Raw genomic sequence first — 16,985 nt, 5'->3', positions numbered from 1 at the left:
CCGGATTATAGGTTGGATCCACATCTGCACATTCTCTTTCCACTGCATATCCGCCCTTCATGATAATCGGTTCTACATCTTTTCCAAATCCTGTATTATCATTTGTCCCGATCATTCCCCCGTCATACGAAATACGCTTACCATTGTACTGTAAATAGTTGTCCAAATACTTAACAAAATGCTTTTTTCCATTTCCATCAAATCCTACCAAATAACAGCCATCTTCTGAAAAATTTTCGATAATATCCCAGAAAACGTTAATATAAACTGTACAGTTCGGATTATTACAATAATCATTATTATAAATCTGGTTCTTATCTATAACCTGACCATTTTTCATAAGAATCTGCTTACCCTCATCGTACATTCCTAAACCATTTGATTTGAGAAAACATCCATCCCCCAATGAATATATCCTGCTTCCTGTAAAACCTGTCAGCAGTTCACCGGTATTTATATCCATGACTGCTGTTTCCTCATCCACATTTTTTACGCATATCCTTGAACCACTGGTATTGCTTGTAATACTTCTGTATTTACATACTCCATCCCAAAGTCCTTTTGAATCCACAATACCATATAAATTTTTGTCAGAATTTTCATCCCGCTTCATCGCCTGGAAAAACTTATCATCCGACTCGCGTATCGATTCATCCGAAAAATCCGTATTAAACGCATTTCTATCAATATCGTCATACTCCGCTTCGTACAGGATTGTTGCATCACTCTTAAGCATTCCCACTTTTCCGTCTTTTACAAATCGATAAACATCTGTCACAGCTCCCTCGCCATCTCTATAAGGTTCCGGCTGCTCATCCAGATCATATTCAAAATATTTCCCGGTTGTCGCATTGTAGATGTCATATTTTGGAGTCTGCGTCTGTGGTTTCTTAATATAATACAGGCGATCACCCTTATACGAAAGTCTCCAGATTGCATCCACAGAACTATACGACGTCGTTCTCTCCCAGTCGTCATAAATATGCTCATTTTCATCCCAGTCTGTATCCGTACCCGAAACTACAAAAGTCTGGACTATTCCACTCTTTCCAATCAGATAAACATTGTCATCGTACTGTGTCTTCTTTGCACGCACAACAACCAGTCCCGGATAATCTGCAACAACCTTTGCATTTTCCGTGTCCGTGATCTGAACATGCCAGCCTTTTACACTTTCATCTTTAATATCATTGTTTGCCTCCTTAATCGTAAACGGAAGCGTCTCCTTCGTCTGCTGCTCCTTCACAGGCTGCGTCTCCGCCGCAAAAACAACCGGCGAACTCGTAAGCAGCATTGCTGCACTCAGCAGCGTACATAAAATTCTTTTTTTCATGTGAACCTCCTTTTTTACTTTTCATTTCCTGTGAAATCAAAACAATTTCACAAGTTTCCCTTTTTCCTATCATCACACTCAGTATAACAAAATTACCATTCTTCGATACTGCAAGTATGATGCTTTTCACTATCATAACTAATCCCGACTAAGAGAATCTTACTTTCATATCCCGATAACGCACCCTGGTATCGTTTCTCTTTTATCTGCCTGATCACAGTATCTGCTGATTGATTATATTTTAATTCCACAATCATTGCTGGGCGATTCCCGGCATTTGCCCTTGGCAGAAAAACAAAATCAGCAAATCCTTTTCCGGCCGGCATTTCTCGAATAATAGTATAATATGCCGGTGCAGTAAAATACGCCATTGTAAGCACACAGCTTAAAGAGTTCTCATCGTTGTACTTTAATATAGAAGTATACGTATCATGTGCAAGCTCGATAAGTTCAGCTACTTTCTCAGTGTTACCACTAATCGTTGCCATAAGTAATGTATCACATTTGGAAATTGACGCAGCAACATCTTTCCATTCTCCTGTTTTTAACGCGGATTGAAACGCCTTAGCCACTTCATAATTTGGAATATAGGCACTTAAAATATCTGCATCATATCCAAGATATCCAAGATGAATGAGAGCAGTTAACGCATCATCTTTTGAATGAATTTCTGCCAGATCATTTTGGAAACATTCCGTATCCACCATGACTTTTCCACCGGATAGCATTGTAAGGACATCCTCTTTCAATCCTGAATAATTCATCATAATAAAGTTATTAATCGTGCCAAAAGCAGAGGTATTTCGCCAATAGGAATCAAAATCATGATATTTCATCGCCTGTGATACGGAATTTGGATTATACATGTGCATTCCATCGATCAGATATCCATTGTACCATTCTTTTGTAGTTTCAAAATCCATATCATATCTTTTACATAAAGCCTTAACTTCTTCTTCGGTAAAGCCATAGTATTTCGTAATCGGTCTGGATTTTAACATAGTATATTCTTCAAAGTTGTTTAAAGCCGATTCATCCTTTATTTTCTTAATTGGCATGATACCTGTGATATATCCAAGTGCTAAAAAGGATTTTGATTCTTCTGACTTAAACAAAGAATGGAGAAACTGTAAATATTGATGGATCAAATCCTGATCTGTACTGTTTCGTACCACACAATCCCATTCATCAATGATAATCACAAAAGGAATCCCTGTTTTTTTGTATATTTTCATGAGTACATAACTGATACGATCCCGTTCATCAAATTCTTCCGGGTAATCCATTTTCAATTCTTTAAAAATATCTTCTATTATCTTTTCTACAATATCCTTTTTATGAAAATCCCAAAAGGACGAAATATCCAAATGGATTACATTGTACTTATTTCTGTATTTTTCATAATCTGGATCTGATGCAATCTTTGTACCTTTAAACAATTTTGCAGAATCACTGCCAAGACTATAATAAGCATCAATCATCCCCGCAGCATGTGACTTTCCAAACCGTCTGGCATGACTGACAGCAATACAATTTTTAGGTGTTCCAATGGCTCTGTTCAAGTATTTTAGTAATTCTGTTTTATCCACATATATTTCATAATTTCTATCTTTGGTAAAACTCCCATTTCCTGGATTAAAAAAAATACCCATCGTACCCCTCCTTTTACCTTACATTTCCCTTTAAAACTAAAATCCTTTCACAAGTTTCATTTTCCTATTACTACATTCAGTATATCGAGAATTTACAGACCGCACAAGCTTTCTTTTTCGCACATTTTGTAAAAAACAAAAGCGACCATCTGATGTAACAGTTGATCGCCTTTGTTTTATTGTGAAAAATATTTTATCAGATTTACATTCTGCTTTTTATTCAGAATGGTCCTCTATAAATTTTTCTAAACTCGGAATTGCTTCGATATCCCTTAATACCTTCTCTACTTCTGATTTTTCCCATTCCAGATCACTTATTTCTCATTTTTCAACAAAGAGAGACTTTTTAATCTAAGATGTGATTACATTTTTCGCTTGCATAATTGGTATTTTTCTGATAGAATATCAAATCGAAATAAAACGGTTATTTATATTGGAAACGCACATCCCCCGGATGATAACGAACAACACGTAGCTCATTATCAAAAGGAGGATATTTTTATGCCAAAAACTAAATTTGAAGACGCAATTTACACAATTATCATGGCTACCATTATGGTCTACGGAATGATCGTATACAATGTAGCTCTGAATACCGGTGGTGTATCCGGTCAGACCTTTCTGCTGGCTACCCATGAAATGATCATTATGGTTCCGGTTGCCTTCGTCCTGGAATTTTTCATTGTCGGAAAAATTGCTCAGAAGCTCGCATTCACCGTAATGAAACCTACCGATCGTCCACAGTTCATCACCTATGCCATTTCTATCTGCATCTGCTGCATTATGTGTCCGATCATGAGCCTGGTTGCCACCATTCTCTTTAAAGACCAGCACACATTCGGCACCTGGATCCAGACCTGGGCCATGAACTTCCCGATGGCAATCTGCTGGCAGATGTTCTACTGCGGACCGCTGGTGAGATTGATCTTCAGAACGATTTTTCGCAAGAAGTGACATCCTCCCCCACCTATAGAGGTGGGGGCTTCCCTAACCTCGGCGGGTTTGGTTCTCGTTCGATAGTACCAACGTGCTAAGCATAAGCGAGCTAACCCCGTGTGTCCCACGGTTTCTATTCTATTGAGTTTCTGTCATGCAATTACTAACCGCATTCCCTCATTTCTGATATTGATAGCCGCATTTACATCTCTGTCGTGATGAATCCCGCACTGCGGACAATCCCACTTTCTGAGGGCAAGATTTTTCGTTTTTGTGTTCTTGTAACCACAGGCGGAACAGATCTGACTGCTTGCGAAAAATTTATCCACCTTCACTAACTTTTTCCCCTGTTCCTCTAGTTTGTATTTTAAGAATGTTGTGAACATCCCCCATCCGTTATCCGAAACAGATTTTCCAAAATTCAGTGACCGTGACATTGCTTTCATATCCAGATCTTCTATACATATACAATCATAGGCATTGGTTATCTGTCTTGATTGCTTATGTAAAAAGTCTTTTCGTTGGTTGGAAACCTTTTCGTGGAGTTTTGCTACCTTGATCCTCTGCTTGCTGCGGTTGTTCGAACCTTTTTGCATTTTGGAAAGCCTGCGTTGTTCTCTCGCTAATTTTTTCTCCGCTTTCCTATAATACCTCGGATATGCAGGCTCATTCCCATTACTGTCACGATATAATTCGTGCATGGAAAAATCCAGACCTAAAAAACGCTGCATCTCCTTTTCCTGTACCTGATCTTCGTACTGAAAAAGAATACTTGCATAGTATTTTCCGCCTGGTGTCTGGCTTACTGTCACAGATTTCAGTCTGTATCCATTCAGAACAGCCCTGTGCTGTTTTAATCTGACTTGTCCGATCTTAGGCAATTTCAAATATCCATTCGATATGGTTATGTTTCCATTGATGCAGATCGTTGAATAGCTGCTTTTATTACGCTTTTTGGATTTGAACCTTGGGAAACCTGTTTTTGGCTGTTTGAAAAAATTCTGGAACGCCGTATCAAGATGTCGGAGCGATTGTTGCAATGCGATACTGTCTACTTCCCGTAAAAATGCATATGCTTCCGTTTTCTTCATCTCAGCCATTTCTTTTGCACAGACAGTGTAGGTTACATTGGCTTTGTTTTCTTCATACTGCTTGATCTTTCTATCAAGCCAGTGGTTGTACACCATTCTCACACAGCCGAATGTCCTGGCAAACAAAATCTTCTGTGCATCATTGGGATATATTCTGAATTTATAGGCTCTGTTTGCCACGCGGTCACTTCCTTTTTCGTTCCTTTTCTCCCTGGCTTTCTATGTATTTTTTGAGCACTTCAATGGGTGCACCACCGGTTGTAAGCAGACAAAAACTCTGACTCCAGAAACGTTCTTTCCACAACTTTTGCCGTATCTGTGGAAATTCCTTCTTAAGAAGTCTGCTGCTTGCACTTTTATATGCATTTATGAACTTGCTTATTTCCGTATTTGGGTGTGCCCTGAAAAGTATATGTACATGGTCTTTGTCGTGATTCCATTCTTCAAGAGTGATATTGTAATTTGGAGCAATATACTCAAAGATCTCTTTTGCCCTGCCAGACATAGTATCATCAAAAACCTGTCTGCGGTACTTGACCACAAGCACAAGATGATAGTGCAGCAGGAATACTGAATGTGCATTATTATCTAAATTCATTGTATTTCACCATTTCTTTATGATTCGACTGAATATATTATACTATGATTAGAACACAATATCAAGAGGATAATGGCAGCAATTCATCTCCCACCTTAGAGGTCGGAGGTTTGCAAAAGAATAGTATTGCATGTGCAAATGAACCGCATTGTAAAACATGGTGTGCAAAATAATACAGCCATGATGAATCCAAAAACAAATCACTTTGACGTGGATTGTTTTCGACTCATCATGGCGTACTATTTTACATATAAGTTTTCTTAATGCCCATCTTCTTGCCCTTCGGACAAGAAGCATCCCTCGCTTTAAAAGGCTCGGTCAATTTTCCAGAAATTGCGACAATTCAGTTATCTCCTGTGCTTCTTGTTTCGAAAATCCTTTTTCAAGAAGTTTTTTGTATACACGGATTTTTTCTTCGTGGATTCCCTCATTTCTGCCTAACTTTCTTCCTTGTTTCACTCCCTGTTCCATTCCCTTTTCTATTCCCTTTTCCATTCCCATTTTTTCGAGTCTTTCCGCCACATCACACATACTATGCACTCCTCTCTCTTTCTGAAATATTGCCTGGTAGCGTTCATCCCCGGTCATTACCCGGAGCAATTTCAGTACTTCATCTATATGCCTGATTTCCGTTGGATCATCCGGGATATAATCCTTATGCTTTCTTTTTTGAACAAAGAAATTTGCCACGACTTTAAAATCACTGTGGAAACGGCTGATCTCCTCTTCTGTAAGCCATGCGATCTCAAATACTTTCATTTCATAATCATTGATGTACTCTTCCAGTCCTTCCGGGATTTTCATCAACCCTTTGATATTCTTTTTGCCATACCAGTGATGATCCGTACCGAAGTACAATACAATTGTCATGACCGGCAGGATCTCTTTTCTATTCTCCAATAGCTGACTGCGATATGCTGCACCATCATATCCGATAATACGGAACGGCATATATTTTTTCACATTGCTCTGGTTTTCGATCCCGCAGATCGCCAGTTCGACTTTTTTCTCTTTCCAGTATTTTATGACATCCCTCTCCAGTTCATGGACTTTTCCATCTTCTGCTTTATATTGAGAGTGGACTTTTGCATTTTCCAGAGATTCCGGCAGAATCCGCTGTTCTCCTTTAAAAATCAGTCCGTTTATGATATCTGCAAATACATCATTATAATCTTCCAGTAATTTCTCTGTAATATCTTTTTGTCCCATAGGCTGCTCCTTTGCTTTTTGTATGAATCCAGGCTAAATATACGTGAGACCCGGTGCACGCTTCTGGTCAGCTTTGCTGACATTTCCCTGCTACAAAACAGCCTTGGATACCGGGATTGTGAAACTCTTTGTCTAAGAAGCAATTTGCAAATATCGGTTGTCAAAAAGTTTTCTTAAGATATCACTTTTGTATTTTCAGCCGCTCTGTGCAGGTATGAAGTTTTTTTGGATTTTCCTGCCGAACGGCAATGAAAGTCAGATAGAATTAGATTTAAAACTATTTTGTGATTATTATACTTGAATAAGCGATCTTTGTCAATCCAAATCAGAGAAATATTTTTTTAATAATCTTCCGCTTCAGAGTCCCCATCATGGTGTACTATTTTACATATAAGTTTTCTTAATGCCCAACTTCATCTTGCTTTTTTCCCATCTTAGTCTTATATTATCCTTAACTACACCTTTCTCCCTTCTAAGATACGCTTGGGATTTTTCGACTTTCGAAAGGAGGATTTTTATGGGATTTTGGATTTTTATGTGCGTAACAGTTCTGCTGATTCCATTCCTGATGATCAGCTTTGGCGGACTTTTTTCCAGAAGTGCTCCAAAGGAAATCAATTCCGCTTTTGGCTACCGCACTTCCATGTCTATGAAAAATGCAGATACCTGGCAGTTTGCCCATCACTATTTTGGGAAAATCTGGCGTACCCTTGGCTGGATTCTGATCATACCTTCTGTCATTCCAATGCTTTTTGTAATTGGAAAAGGCAATGATCCGGTCGGCAATATGGGCCTGATCATCACCTTCCTGCAGTTGATTCCGCTGATCCTTCCGATTTTCTTTACCGAAAAGGCTCTTCGGGCACATTTTGATCGAAATGGAAATCGCATTTTTTAGAGAGTCAGTCTCATCTGATTCCACACTACATTTCCATGTGCGGAATCAGAGACTCCTTCATTTACAAAACCAAATTTTGCATAATATGGAACCAGCCTGTCCTTACACGTAAGTACAAGACCTTTTCGTCCCTGCTTCTTCGCATCCTGGATTGCTCTGCAGATCAGTTCTCCCGCATATCCATGCCTGCGACAGGCAGGGATTGTATTTACGCCGAAAATCATCTGCCATGCTCCATGCTCATTATGCAGCTCCGCTTTTTCATACATTTCATCCGTCAGATCTGCTTCATCCGTAACAAATCCATCCACAAAAGCAATCAGTTTCTCCCCCTCAAACATAAGCCAGAAATGATCACTATAATGTTGCAGCCTTTTTGCAAACTCTTCTTTGGTTGCTGCCTCTGCCGCCGGGAAACATTCTGCCTCCACAGCGGCTATCATTTCCAGATCATCCATTGTTGCTGTTCTTATCTTCAATTTTTTGTCCTTCCTCATCAAATGCACACTTTTTCTATCATGCACTGATGTTTCTTTGTTTTTTTGTCATAATTAATGCCTACTAACAGTATCTCTCCTGTATATTGCCGAACAAATTCAAAATATTTTTTCTCTTTTATTTGATTCAGTGCCGTTTGTGCATTTTTATTCCATTTAAGTTCCACGATCAATGCCGGATAATCTTGTGCATATTCTTTCTTCGGAATAAATACAAAATCTGCAAATCCCCGTCTCGTCGGCAACTCTCTGATAGGTTTAAAATAATATTGAACAGCACTCAGATAAGCAATAAAAAGTACACTGCTCAAAGAATTTTCATCGTGATACTGTATTATAGATGCATATTCCATATGAATCTTTTCTATCTCTTCTGCAACCACGTCACATTCCATATCAAGCGTAGCATCCAGCAATTTTGCAGACGCTCTCTGAAAAGAAATAAGTTCGCTCCATTGCTTTCTTCTGGTTGCTTTCACAAGTTCCTGCCATCAAAATCCATATTGATCAATGACACAATCGATTCATATGTTCCTGTTTCTGACCAGTAACTTTGAAACTGGTTCCATGTCAGACTTTCAACTACAGCTTTCGGATTGTAAACTTGCTGTCCGTTCAATAAATATCCATTATACCATCGTTTCATCTCTTCAAAATTTCTATCTTTGTTTTACGATTCCTTTTCACTCTTTTTTTGATTTTAACATTGCCACACTTAAAGTGCAAGGAAAGCCAGGACGATCAAATATATAATCAGAAAAACAAGTATTAATTCCTCATTTTTTCAGTCAATCTGGTGTTTTTTGTTCCCTTTCTCGTCTCGTAACATCACTTATTATGCAGTATAATTCCCTTGTTTTCTTTTTATTCATATGTATACATTTATGCATAAAGCGTTTATTTTTATGCATAAACACCATTATATGTGATGTTTTATTTAGAAAGCACCCATTTATTTCTCTTGCAATATTTCCTTTTTTACTGCAAAATATACTTTGGATAGCCTGCATCTCCTTATATGCAGCGTATATCCGACGGTTTACAGGCTGTAAACAGCATTCCTGTAATAATTATATGTCTGTTTTGGGTCAGATATGAAGCTTTTCTCAATACTCATATTCCCGAAAAACCTTGATTTTCCGGCATTTTTTGCAATATGAAATCGTTCCCACATTATTTCATTTTCTTATGTACAATATATTGGAAATTCATATTTAAGCCTCTAAAACGGACATTTTAACGGAAACTTGTAACCAGAAATCTGTTTCTTTTTACCGTAGCAGATTTCCTCTTTACTGTTTTTTCAAAGGAAGGTGTTACATATGAAATTAACAATGTTAGGAACCGGAAACGCACTTGTAACCGAATGTTACAATACCTGTTTTGTCCTGGAAGAAAATGAAAAATATTTTATGGTGGACGGCGGTGGCGGCAGCACCATTCTTCATCAGTTAAAACACGCCGGTTTTAACTGGATGGATATGCGTGAAATCTTTATCACCCACAAACACATCGACCATCTGACCGGTATCATCTGGATGATTCGCGTGATCTGCCAGAATATGAACAGTGGCAAATATGAAGGAGAAGTCACTATTTATGGTCACGCAGAGGTTATTTCCCTGCTCCATAACCTGGCCGAACAGCTCCTCCCAAAGAAACAGACTCGTTTTATCGGCGACAGGCTGCATCTGATCTGTGTTTCCGACGCTGAAACTCGCACTATCAACGACCGAAATGTGACCTTTTTCGATATCGGATCCACCAAAGCAAAGCAATTTGGCTTTTCTATGGAACTGAGCAGTGGCAAAAAGCTCGTCTATTGCGGCGATGAGCCTTATAACGACTGTGAAAAGCCTTACGCAAAAGGCTGCGAATGGCTCCTGCACGAAGCTTTCTGCCTCTACTCCGAAAGAGACCTTTTCAACCCTTACGAGAAGCACCATTCAACCGTAAAAGACGCCTGTGAACTTGCCCAGAAGCTTCATGTTCCGAACCTTGTTCTCTATCACACAGAGGACAAAAACATCCAGAACCGTAAAGAACTGTATTCAGCCGAAGGAGAATCTTATTTTTCCGGCAATCTTTACATTCCGAATGATCTTGAATCCATCGAAATTGTATGATTTTCAGCAATAACTATTGGTTTTTATCTGATTTTTTTAATTTAAATATATAAGGATGCCCTGGCATTCTTGTTGCGGATACTAAATTTTATTGATAAATGAGGCAAATAATGAAAACAAAAACAAACTATTTAAACATCCTGAAAGAAACCTTTATTCTGACGGTTGCTGTTGCGATCATTGCCGCTGCAGTTTACTTTTTTCTTGTTCCAAGTCATACCTCCGTCAGCAGTATTTCCGGACTTGGTATTGTACTGACAAACTTTATTCCGCTCCCTCTGTCTGCGATCAGCATGATCCTGAACATTACTCTCCTGATCATCGGTTTTTTCACCTGTGGCAGGGAATTTGGCGTTAAAACCGTTTATACCAGCATTATGCTTCCATTCTTCCTCTGGCTCTTTGAAATGATCCTGCCAGATTTTGGCTCCATGACAAACAGTCAGGAACTGGATGTGCTCTGCTATATTCTCGTTGTCAGTGTCGGATTAAGCATCCTTTTTAACCGCAATGCTTCTTCCGGCGGATTGGATATTGTTGCAAAAATATTGAATAAATATGCACATATAGATTTAGGAAAAGCCATGTCTCTTTCCGGAATGTGTGTTGCACTTTCTGCCGCACTCGTCTACGATAAGAAGACCGTAGTGCTCAGTATCCTCGGAACTTATTTCAACGGTATGGTTCTTGACCACTTTATTTTCGACCATAACATCAAGCGTCGTGTCTGCATTATTACAAAAAAAGAAGAAAAACTTCGTAATTTTATCATTCACGATCTGCACAGCGGAGCTACCATTTATGAATCCATCGGAGCCTACAACATGCAAAAGAGAAACGAGATCATTACCATCGTGGACAAATCTGAATATCAGAAACTTATGAACTATATTACAAAAGAAGATCCGCAGGCATTCGTTACCGTTTACAACGTATCCAGCATGCGATACCAGCCAAAACTGTAATTCGAAATTCCCTGTTTCAGGTCAGAAATGTTCGATTCTTTGAATGCCTGACCTCTGATTTCAAATGTCCTCTTTACTTTTTAATTTACCTATGCTATTATTTTTATTGGCATATGCCAATAAAAGGAGAAAAACTTATGCCAAAATGTAGAAAAAGAAGGATTTGCAGAGAACCTGATTATGTGATTTTTCAGTCTGAAAACGGACTGGACGATGTAACTACACTGACAGTAGACGAATACGAAGCCATACGGCAAATTGATATGGAAGGTCTAAGCCAGGAAGAATGTGCAAAAAAGATGTGTGTTGCACGTACAACTGCACAGTTGATTTATAATTCCGCACGAAAAAAAATTGCCGAAAGCATTGTCCTTGGAAAATCCATCCGCATTGAGGGTGGAAATTACATTTTATGTGATGGAAGTCCATGCTGTGAAAACTGCTGTAAATCCACGCAGCCAGTAAATTATATGCAGAAAAAGGGAGAAAACGTCATGAGAATTGCTGTAACATATGAAAACGGAGAAGTATTCCAGCATTTTGGAAGAACAGAAAATTTTAAAATTTATGAAGTGGAAAACAATAAAATCGTAAACAGCCAGGTAATGGGCTCAAATGGTATTGGACACGGTGCTCTTGCTGGACTTCTTTCCGGTAACCAGATCGATGTACTGATCTGCGGAGGCATCGGCGGCGGTGCTCAGGTAGCTCTCGCAAATGCCGGCATTACCTTATGTTCCGGTGCATCCGGAGACACAGACAAAGCAGTCGAAGCTTACCTGCGTGGCGAGCTGACCTCTGCCGGTGCTACATGCAGCCACCACAGTCACGAAGAAGGACACGCCTGTGGAAATCACGGCTGTGGTCACCACTGATCATTAACACCCAAGAATACCTCTGATTGATCGTAGAGGCAGAAGTCATCTCACATCCGGTATACAAAGAGAGCATATAAGCCAAAGCATTTTCTTTTTTAGCTTATATGCTCTTTTTATTTTTCTTCTGTGCACTTCCATAATCCGTCAAATCTATATCAGACAGAGCATTGCATTTCACCACCCTGACACAAATTTGTTACCAGCGGAGCATTTGTTTCAGTCGGCTGGCTGACCTGACCCGAATCGTGTTCTAAATCTCACGCGTATCCGTCCAAATTAGCTTATCCGAAATTATGTTTCACGTGAAACTAACACATATCAATAAATCTTTCTCTTTCCAGCACATCTTTCTTTCCATAAACTTTTGTATACAGTGTATTGCGAATCATTCTGTACTCTTCTTCGTCAATTTTTCTCTCTGTGCTCATCAGAAAAAGCGGTGTCTCTTTACGCCCTTCACCCATGGATGGCTGAATGTATGGATAATCATTAAAGAAGAATCCATTTCTCTCGTAAAACCTGACTCTCCTTACTGCCATTTCTTCTGTCGGAGGTTCTACTTCCAGAATGATCATTTTTTCTGCGTCTTCTGTCAACGCTTTTAGCATCCTGCTTCCTACGCCTCCATTTCTCAATACCGGATTGACTGCGAAATGTTCCACGTAAATAAACGTTTCAAACTCCCATGCTGCAAGAAATGCTTTGATTTCCCGGAGCTCTGGATCTTTTTCTATCAAAATCTGATACTCTGGATTTTGAAACAGTTCCTTCTGTTTCTGATAATTTCTGTATTCGTCTTTCGGAAAACTTTCTTCCATCAAGGTATACACCTGGTCAAAATCTTTTATTTCCATTTTTTTCAACATATATTTTTCTCCTTCGTTGTTAAAACAACCGATTTCTTTTCATTTTTCCATTATATTTACAAACGTCACGTGCAGTACCAGGAAGACCTGCCTCAGTAGATACTTTTACTCACATGACAAACACAATACAAGCATTATACAAAAGAGAATAACTTTTTTCAAATGATATTGAGATAAGAATACGAAGCAGGCATCGCCCGTACAGAGCATATCTCAATCGGAGATTGTACTCCCACTGAGAAAGACTTGTTATTACTCACCACTTGCAGAAGTAGGAGTCAGTCTTCTCGACTGAGATAAATAAAAGACAGTTTGCACTGTCATCTTAAAGGAGGATTTCATTTATGAATCAAACTATGTTTTGCTATCAGTGTCAGGAAACCGCAGGATGCACCGGATGTACCAGAGTCGGAGTCTGTGGAAAGAAACCAGATCTGGCCGCCATGCAGGATCTTCTAGTATTTGTAACAAAAGGTCTGTCCGCAGTAACCACACAGCTTCGGGCAGAAGGCGTTGAGATCAGTACCGACATCAATCACCTGATCACCTTAAACCTTTTTGTCACAATAACAAATGCAAATTTTGATAAAGATGCGATTGTTTCACGTATCCACACTTCGCTCGAAGTGAAAAGAAACCTTATCAAACAGCTCTCCACATCTTCTTCTCTTCCATCCGCAGCCCTCTGGGATGGCACTGAAGACAGTTTTGAAGAAAAAGCTGCAGAAGTAGGTGTATTGTCTACAAAAGACGAAGATATCCGTTCCCTGCGTGAGTTGATTACTTATGGATTAAAAGGATTATCTGCTTACTCCAAACACGCCAATGCCCTTCTGCACGATGATGAAAACGTGGATGCTTTTCTTCAGAAGGCTCTGGCTGCAACGCTTGATGATTCTTTAGGTGCAGAGGAACTGGTTGCCCTGGCTCTGGAAGTCGGCAAATATGGTGTGGATGGCATGGCTCTCCTCGACAAAGCCAACACAGAAACTTATGGTAATCCGGAAATTACCAAAGTCAATATCGGCGTCAGAAACAACCCTGCCATTCTCGTATCCGGTCATGATTTGAAAGACCTGGAAATGCTGCTGGAACAGACTCAGGGAACTGGCGTAGATGTCTATACACACTCCGAAATGCTTCCGGCACACTACTACCCGGCTTTTAAAAAATATCAAAACTTTGTGGGAAATTATGGGAATGCATGGTGGAAACAGAAAGATGAATTTGAAGCTTTCCACGGTCCGATCCTGATGACAACCAACTGTATCGTTCCGCCAAAAGACAGCTATAAAGACCGTTTATACACAACCGGTGCAGCCGGATATCCTGGCTGTCAGCATATTGGAGATATTTCAGCAGAAAACGGCAGTGCTTCTGCTGTGAACAAAGATTTCACTGTGATCATCGAACACGCAAAAAAATGTGCCCCACCTGCTCAGATTGAAGAAGGGGAAATTATCGGCGGATTTGCACATGCACAGGTACTGGCTCTTGCTGATCAGATTGTAGCTGCCGTAAAATCCGGTTCCATCAAAAAATTCGTAGTAATGGCAGGCTGCGACGGACGTGCAAAGAGCCGTAACTATTACAGCGACTTTGCGAAAGCTCTTCCAAAAGACACTGTCATCCTCACTGCCGGCTGTGCAAAATATAAATATAATAAACTGAATCTTGGAGATATCAACGGAATCCCTCGCGTTTTAGATGCCGGTCAGTGCAATGATTCTTACTCCCTGGCTGTGATCGCATTGAAATTAAAAGAAGTATTTGGGCTTGACGATATCAATGAACTGCCAATCATCTACAATATCGCATGGTACGAACAGAAAGCAGTTATTGTACTGCTCTCCCTCCTGTATCTTGGAGTGAAAAATATTCACCTCGGACCGACACTCCCTGCATTTCTCAGTCCAAATGTAACAAAAGTACTTATGGAAAACTTCGGAATCGCCGGAATAGATACTGTAGAAAATGACATGAAACTTTTCTTTGAAAAATAATTTTTTCGTTTCACGTGAAACACAGAATACTTTAGAAATCAAATATTTTAATGTTTCACGTGAAACCACCTACACGGGAATACCGCTTTCAATCTCACACAAAATATCCGAAAGAATTCCAAAGGATAAAAATGCCAGAATAATTTGAAAATGATTATTCTGGCATTTTTATCAATTCAAGTCGAATTCATATGCGACCTGGCATACTATGCACTCAAGCTTAACCCCGCAAACAAATCTCCCATGCAAAACTGCAGTGGCTCCGCTGAAATTGCAAGTTCTTTCTCGTAGTTACGAATCTGGTAATCTGGATCAGATTCCAGCATCTCAATTAATTTTGCGGTATTGATTGCATCATCCAAACCATCGTGTAACCTGCCGCAAGGCTGCATATCGCAAAGCATCAGAGCTTCACTTAAAGAGATTGCCCTGGAAAATCCGCTTCGTTTTACAAATGCATCCTGATAATCAATCCAACGCTTTGGCTGCATGAAATTTTGGATTTGCTCATCTTCTATCTGTTTACTTTTTATTTCCCTTCTCAGTTGAGCAAAGTCACACTCACTCCACGCAAAAACTTTATACTCCCTGTCTCCAAGCCAATTCGTCAGATGTTTCAGGGCTTCCTCAAGTAATGGTGCATTTTTTATCTGAACATTCTGAATACCTGTCAAATTGCTGATATAGTGATCCAATACTCCATATTCCGGATGCACATACTGTCTTAATGTCGCAATCTGCCTGAAATCTTCATTCAATAAAACTGTCCCAATTTCAATGATCTCTGTTGCATATTTATACATTTTGTTTCGATACATTTTTGGTACTTTGCACATTTCCAGATCAATCACTACATAGTTCATATGAATGCCCTCCATCGAAATAGTTTTTTGCTTTTTATCTTTTGCTATCATGATTTTACATGATTCAGCCGCTCTTTCTGTATTTCTAATGGTATTGTCGAAACAACCTTTCACTCTCCTCTTTCATCTGCTCAACCACTTGTGGCGGCGAAAGAATTTCTATGCTGTCCCCGAGAGAAAACACCCAGCCTAAAAACTGTCTGCTGACATATACGCAGACCGGAACGATAAAATGACCTTTATCCTCAGGAATAATCATCACATCTTTTCCAAAACGATCAATCATCACTCCCACCAACGTATCTCTAATTTTTAATTTTACTAGCTGTTCTTTTCCCCCATACATTCCAAAACTCTTTTTTGCATAATCAGCCATGTCAAGCTGCTGAAAATGCTGTTCACCTTCCCTCTTTTCTTCTGACACCTGGATATGTAGCATCTTATCCACCCGATAATGCTTTATTTTTTCTGCTTCAGAATCATAACCTACGAGATAATAGTTTTGTCCTTCCCACGAAAGCCCCCACGGACTGATATGATAATACTTTCCGCCATGTCGCAATTTCATTTCTTTCTTTTCCGTCCATTGAAAATATTGAAACTTAATTTTTCGATTTTCAGATATTGCATTGTGAATAGCATCTACCGTATAGTAGATACTTTCATTCATCGTTTTAATTCTCCCGGAAACATAAACCTGTCTTTGCAGTGTCATTGCCTCATATTTGCTGACCATTTTCTCTATTTTCTTAATCAGTGCATTGCTTTTTCTCTCTGTAATAAATTTCGATGACTGAATTGCATCTACCAGAAGTTTCAGTTCTGCAAGTTCAAAAGGGCGATTTACAACATGGTACTGATAATATTTTCCTGTCTTTTCCCCCTGAACTTCTATGCCCATCTGTTCCAGATCTTTCAGATCACTGTAAATACTTTTTCTTTCTGCTGTTATTCCATATTTTTTCAGCTCAACCATAATTTCCGGCATTGTCATATAATGGCTGTCATCTGTATTCTCCTGCATAATCTGTGCAAGTCTGTACAATTTAAACTTTTGATTTGTACCTTTA

General features: G+C 39.3%; 15 protein-coding genes and 1 pseudogene. 6 read left to right on the top strand and 10 right to left on the bottom strand.

The genetic code is table 11. The features are described 5' to 3' along the window. On the bottom strand, positions 1-1,333 hold a 1,333-nt coding region (locus ACLTL4_RS06595; RefSeq protein ID WP_412320349.1), incomplete at its 3' end, for a hypothetical protein. A 92-nt stretch (positions 1,334-1,425) separates the two neighbouring features. Continuing rightward, on the bottom strand, positions 1,426-2,985 hold the full coding sequence (locus tag ACLTL4_RS06590) for an AAA family ATPase (protein WP_412320348.1): 1,560 nt from the start codon (positions 2,983-2,985) through the stop codon (positions 1,426-1,428). A 501-nt stretch (positions 2,986-3,486) separates the two neighbouring features. On the opposite strand from ACLTL4_RS06590, the gene ACLTL4_RS06585 reads away from it, so the two are divergent. Beyond that, positions 3,487-3,939, top strand: a complete 453-nt coding sequence (locus ACLTL4_RS06585) for a DUF2798 domain-containing protein (protein ID WP_022118305.1) — start codon at positions 3,487-3,489, stop codon at positions 3,937-3,939. Positions 3,940-4,073: 134 nt separating this feature from the next. On the opposite strand, the gene tnpB is transcribed toward ACLTL4_RS06585, so the two are convergent. From tnpB to ACLTL4_RS06570, 3 genes are all read right to left on the bottom strand, one after another. Beyond that, positions 4,074-5,192, bottom strand: coding sequence for an IS200/IS605 family element RNA-guided endonuclease TnpB (gene tnpB, locus ACLTL4_RS06580; protein ID WP_173867089.1), 1,119 nt, complete (start codon positions 5,190-5,192; stop codon positions 4,074-4,076). A 4-nt stretch (positions 5,193-5,196) separates the two neighbouring features. After that, positions 5,197-5,610 (bottom strand): IS200/IS605 family transposase, encoded by a 414-nt coding sequence (gene tnpA, locus ACLTL4_RS06575; RefSeq protein WP_412320180.1) that lies wholly within the window; start codon positions 5,608-5,610, stop codon positions 5,197-5,199. Positions 5,611-5,928: 318 nt separating this feature from the next. Continuing rightward, positions 5,929-6,819, bottom strand: a complete 891-nt coding sequence (locus tag ACLTL4_RS06570; RefSeq protein WP_215660021.1) for an Rpn family recombination-promoting nuclease/putative transposase — start codon at positions 6,817-6,819, stop codon at positions 5,929-5,931. A 517-nt stretch (positions 6,820-7,336) separates the two neighbouring features. Here ACLTL4_RS06570 and ACLTL4_RS06565 point away from each other — a divergent pair. Beyond that, a complete protein-coding gene (locus ACLTL4_RS06565) occupies positions 7,337-7,717 on the top strand; it encodes an SdpI family protein (protein ID WP_022118599.1) in 381 nt (126 codons plus the stop codon). Here ACLTL4_RS06565 and ACLTL4_RS06560 read toward each other — a convergent pair. Both ACLTL4_RS06560 and ACLTL4_RS06555 read right to left on the bottom strand, forming a co-directional pair. Further along, entirely contained in the window at positions 7,714-8,196 is a 483-nt protein-coding gene (locus ACLTL4_RS06560; protein WP_412320347.1) for a GNAT family N-acetyltransferase, read from the bottom strand. The two genes, ACLTL4_RS06565 and ACLTL4_RS06560, sit on opposite strands and share 4 nt — an antisense overlap. 17 nt (positions 8,197-8,213) lie before the next feature. Further along, a pseudogene (locus ACLTL4_RS06555) lies at positions 8,214-8,875 on the bottom strand (PD-(D/E)XK nuclease domain-containing protein); the annotation flags it as partial. 661 nt (positions 8,876-9,536) lie between these two features. On the opposite strand from ACLTL4_RS06555, the gene ACLTL4_RS06550 reads away from it, so the two are divergent. The 3 genes from ACLTL4_RS06550 to ACLTL4_RS06540 all read left to right on the top strand — a co-directional run bounded on the left by ACLTL4_RS06550 (position 9,537) and on the right by ACLTL4_RS06540 (position 12,180). Next, positions 9,537-10,340, top strand: coding sequence for an MBL fold metallo-hydrolase (locus tag ACLTL4_RS06550; protein WP_022118597.1), 804 nt, complete (start codon positions 9,537-9,539; stop codon positions 10,338-10,340). 110 nt (positions 10,341-10,450) lie between these two features. Beyond that, positions 10,451-11,305, top strand: a complete 855-nt coding sequence (locus ACLTL4_RS06545) for a YitT family protein (protein WP_412290571.1) — start codon at positions 10,451-10,453, stop codon at positions 11,303-11,305. A 137-nt stretch (positions 11,306-11,442) separates the two neighbouring features. Continuing rightward, positions 11,443-12,180 carry a NifB/NifX family molybdenum-iron cluster-binding protein gene (locus ACLTL4_RS06540; protein ID WP_022118674.1) on the top strand — a complete coding sequence of 246 codons (738 nt, stop codon included), beginning with the start codon at positions 11,443-11,445 and terminating at the stop codon, positions 12,178-12,180. A 311-nt stretch (positions 12,181-12,491) separates the two neighbouring features. Here the strand turns inward: ACLTL4_RS06540 and ACLTL4_RS06535 are convergent, their stop codons facing one another. Beyond that, complete coding sequence (locus ACLTL4_RS06535) at positions 12,492-13,049, bottom strand: GNAT family N-acetyltransferase (protein ID WP_412320346.1); 558 nt, start codon at positions 13,047-13,049, stop codon at positions 12,492-12,494. 344 nt (positions 13,050-13,393) lie between these two features. Here ACLTL4_RS06535 and hcp point away from each other — a divergent pair, with 344 nt between their 5' ends. Next, positions 13,394-15,052, top strand: coding sequence for a hydroxylamine reductase (gene hcp / locus ACLTL4_RS06530; protein ID WP_412320345.1), 1,659 nt, complete (start codon positions 13,394-13,396; stop codon positions 15,050-15,052). A 206-nt stretch (positions 15,053-15,258) separates the two neighbouring features. Here hcp and ACLTL4_RS06525 read toward each other — a convergent pair whose 3' ends face one another. Both ACLTL4_RS06525 and ACLTL4_RS06520 read right to left on the bottom strand, forming a co-directional pair. After that, positions 15,259-15,966, bottom strand: a complete 708-nt coding sequence (locus tag ACLTL4_RS06525; RefSeq protein ID WP_243867654.1) for a 3'-5' exonuclease — start codon at positions 15,964-15,966, stop codon at positions 15,259-15,261. Positions 15,967-16,000: 34 nt separating this feature from the next. Further along, on the bottom strand, positions 16,001-16,985 hold a 985-nt coding region (locus ACLTL4_RS06520; RefSeq protein WP_412320344.1), incomplete at its 5' end, for a helix-turn-helix transcriptional regulator.

Source organism: Hominisplanchenecus sp., from assembly GCF_046967715.1.
Taxonomy (GTDB): Bacteria; Bacillota; Clostridia; order Lachnospirales; family Lachnospiraceae; genus Hominisplanchenecus; species Hominisplanchenecus faecis.
The sequence above is the reverse complement of the archived record's forward strand: the minus strand, read 5'-3'. Positions and strand labels throughout refer to the sequence as shown.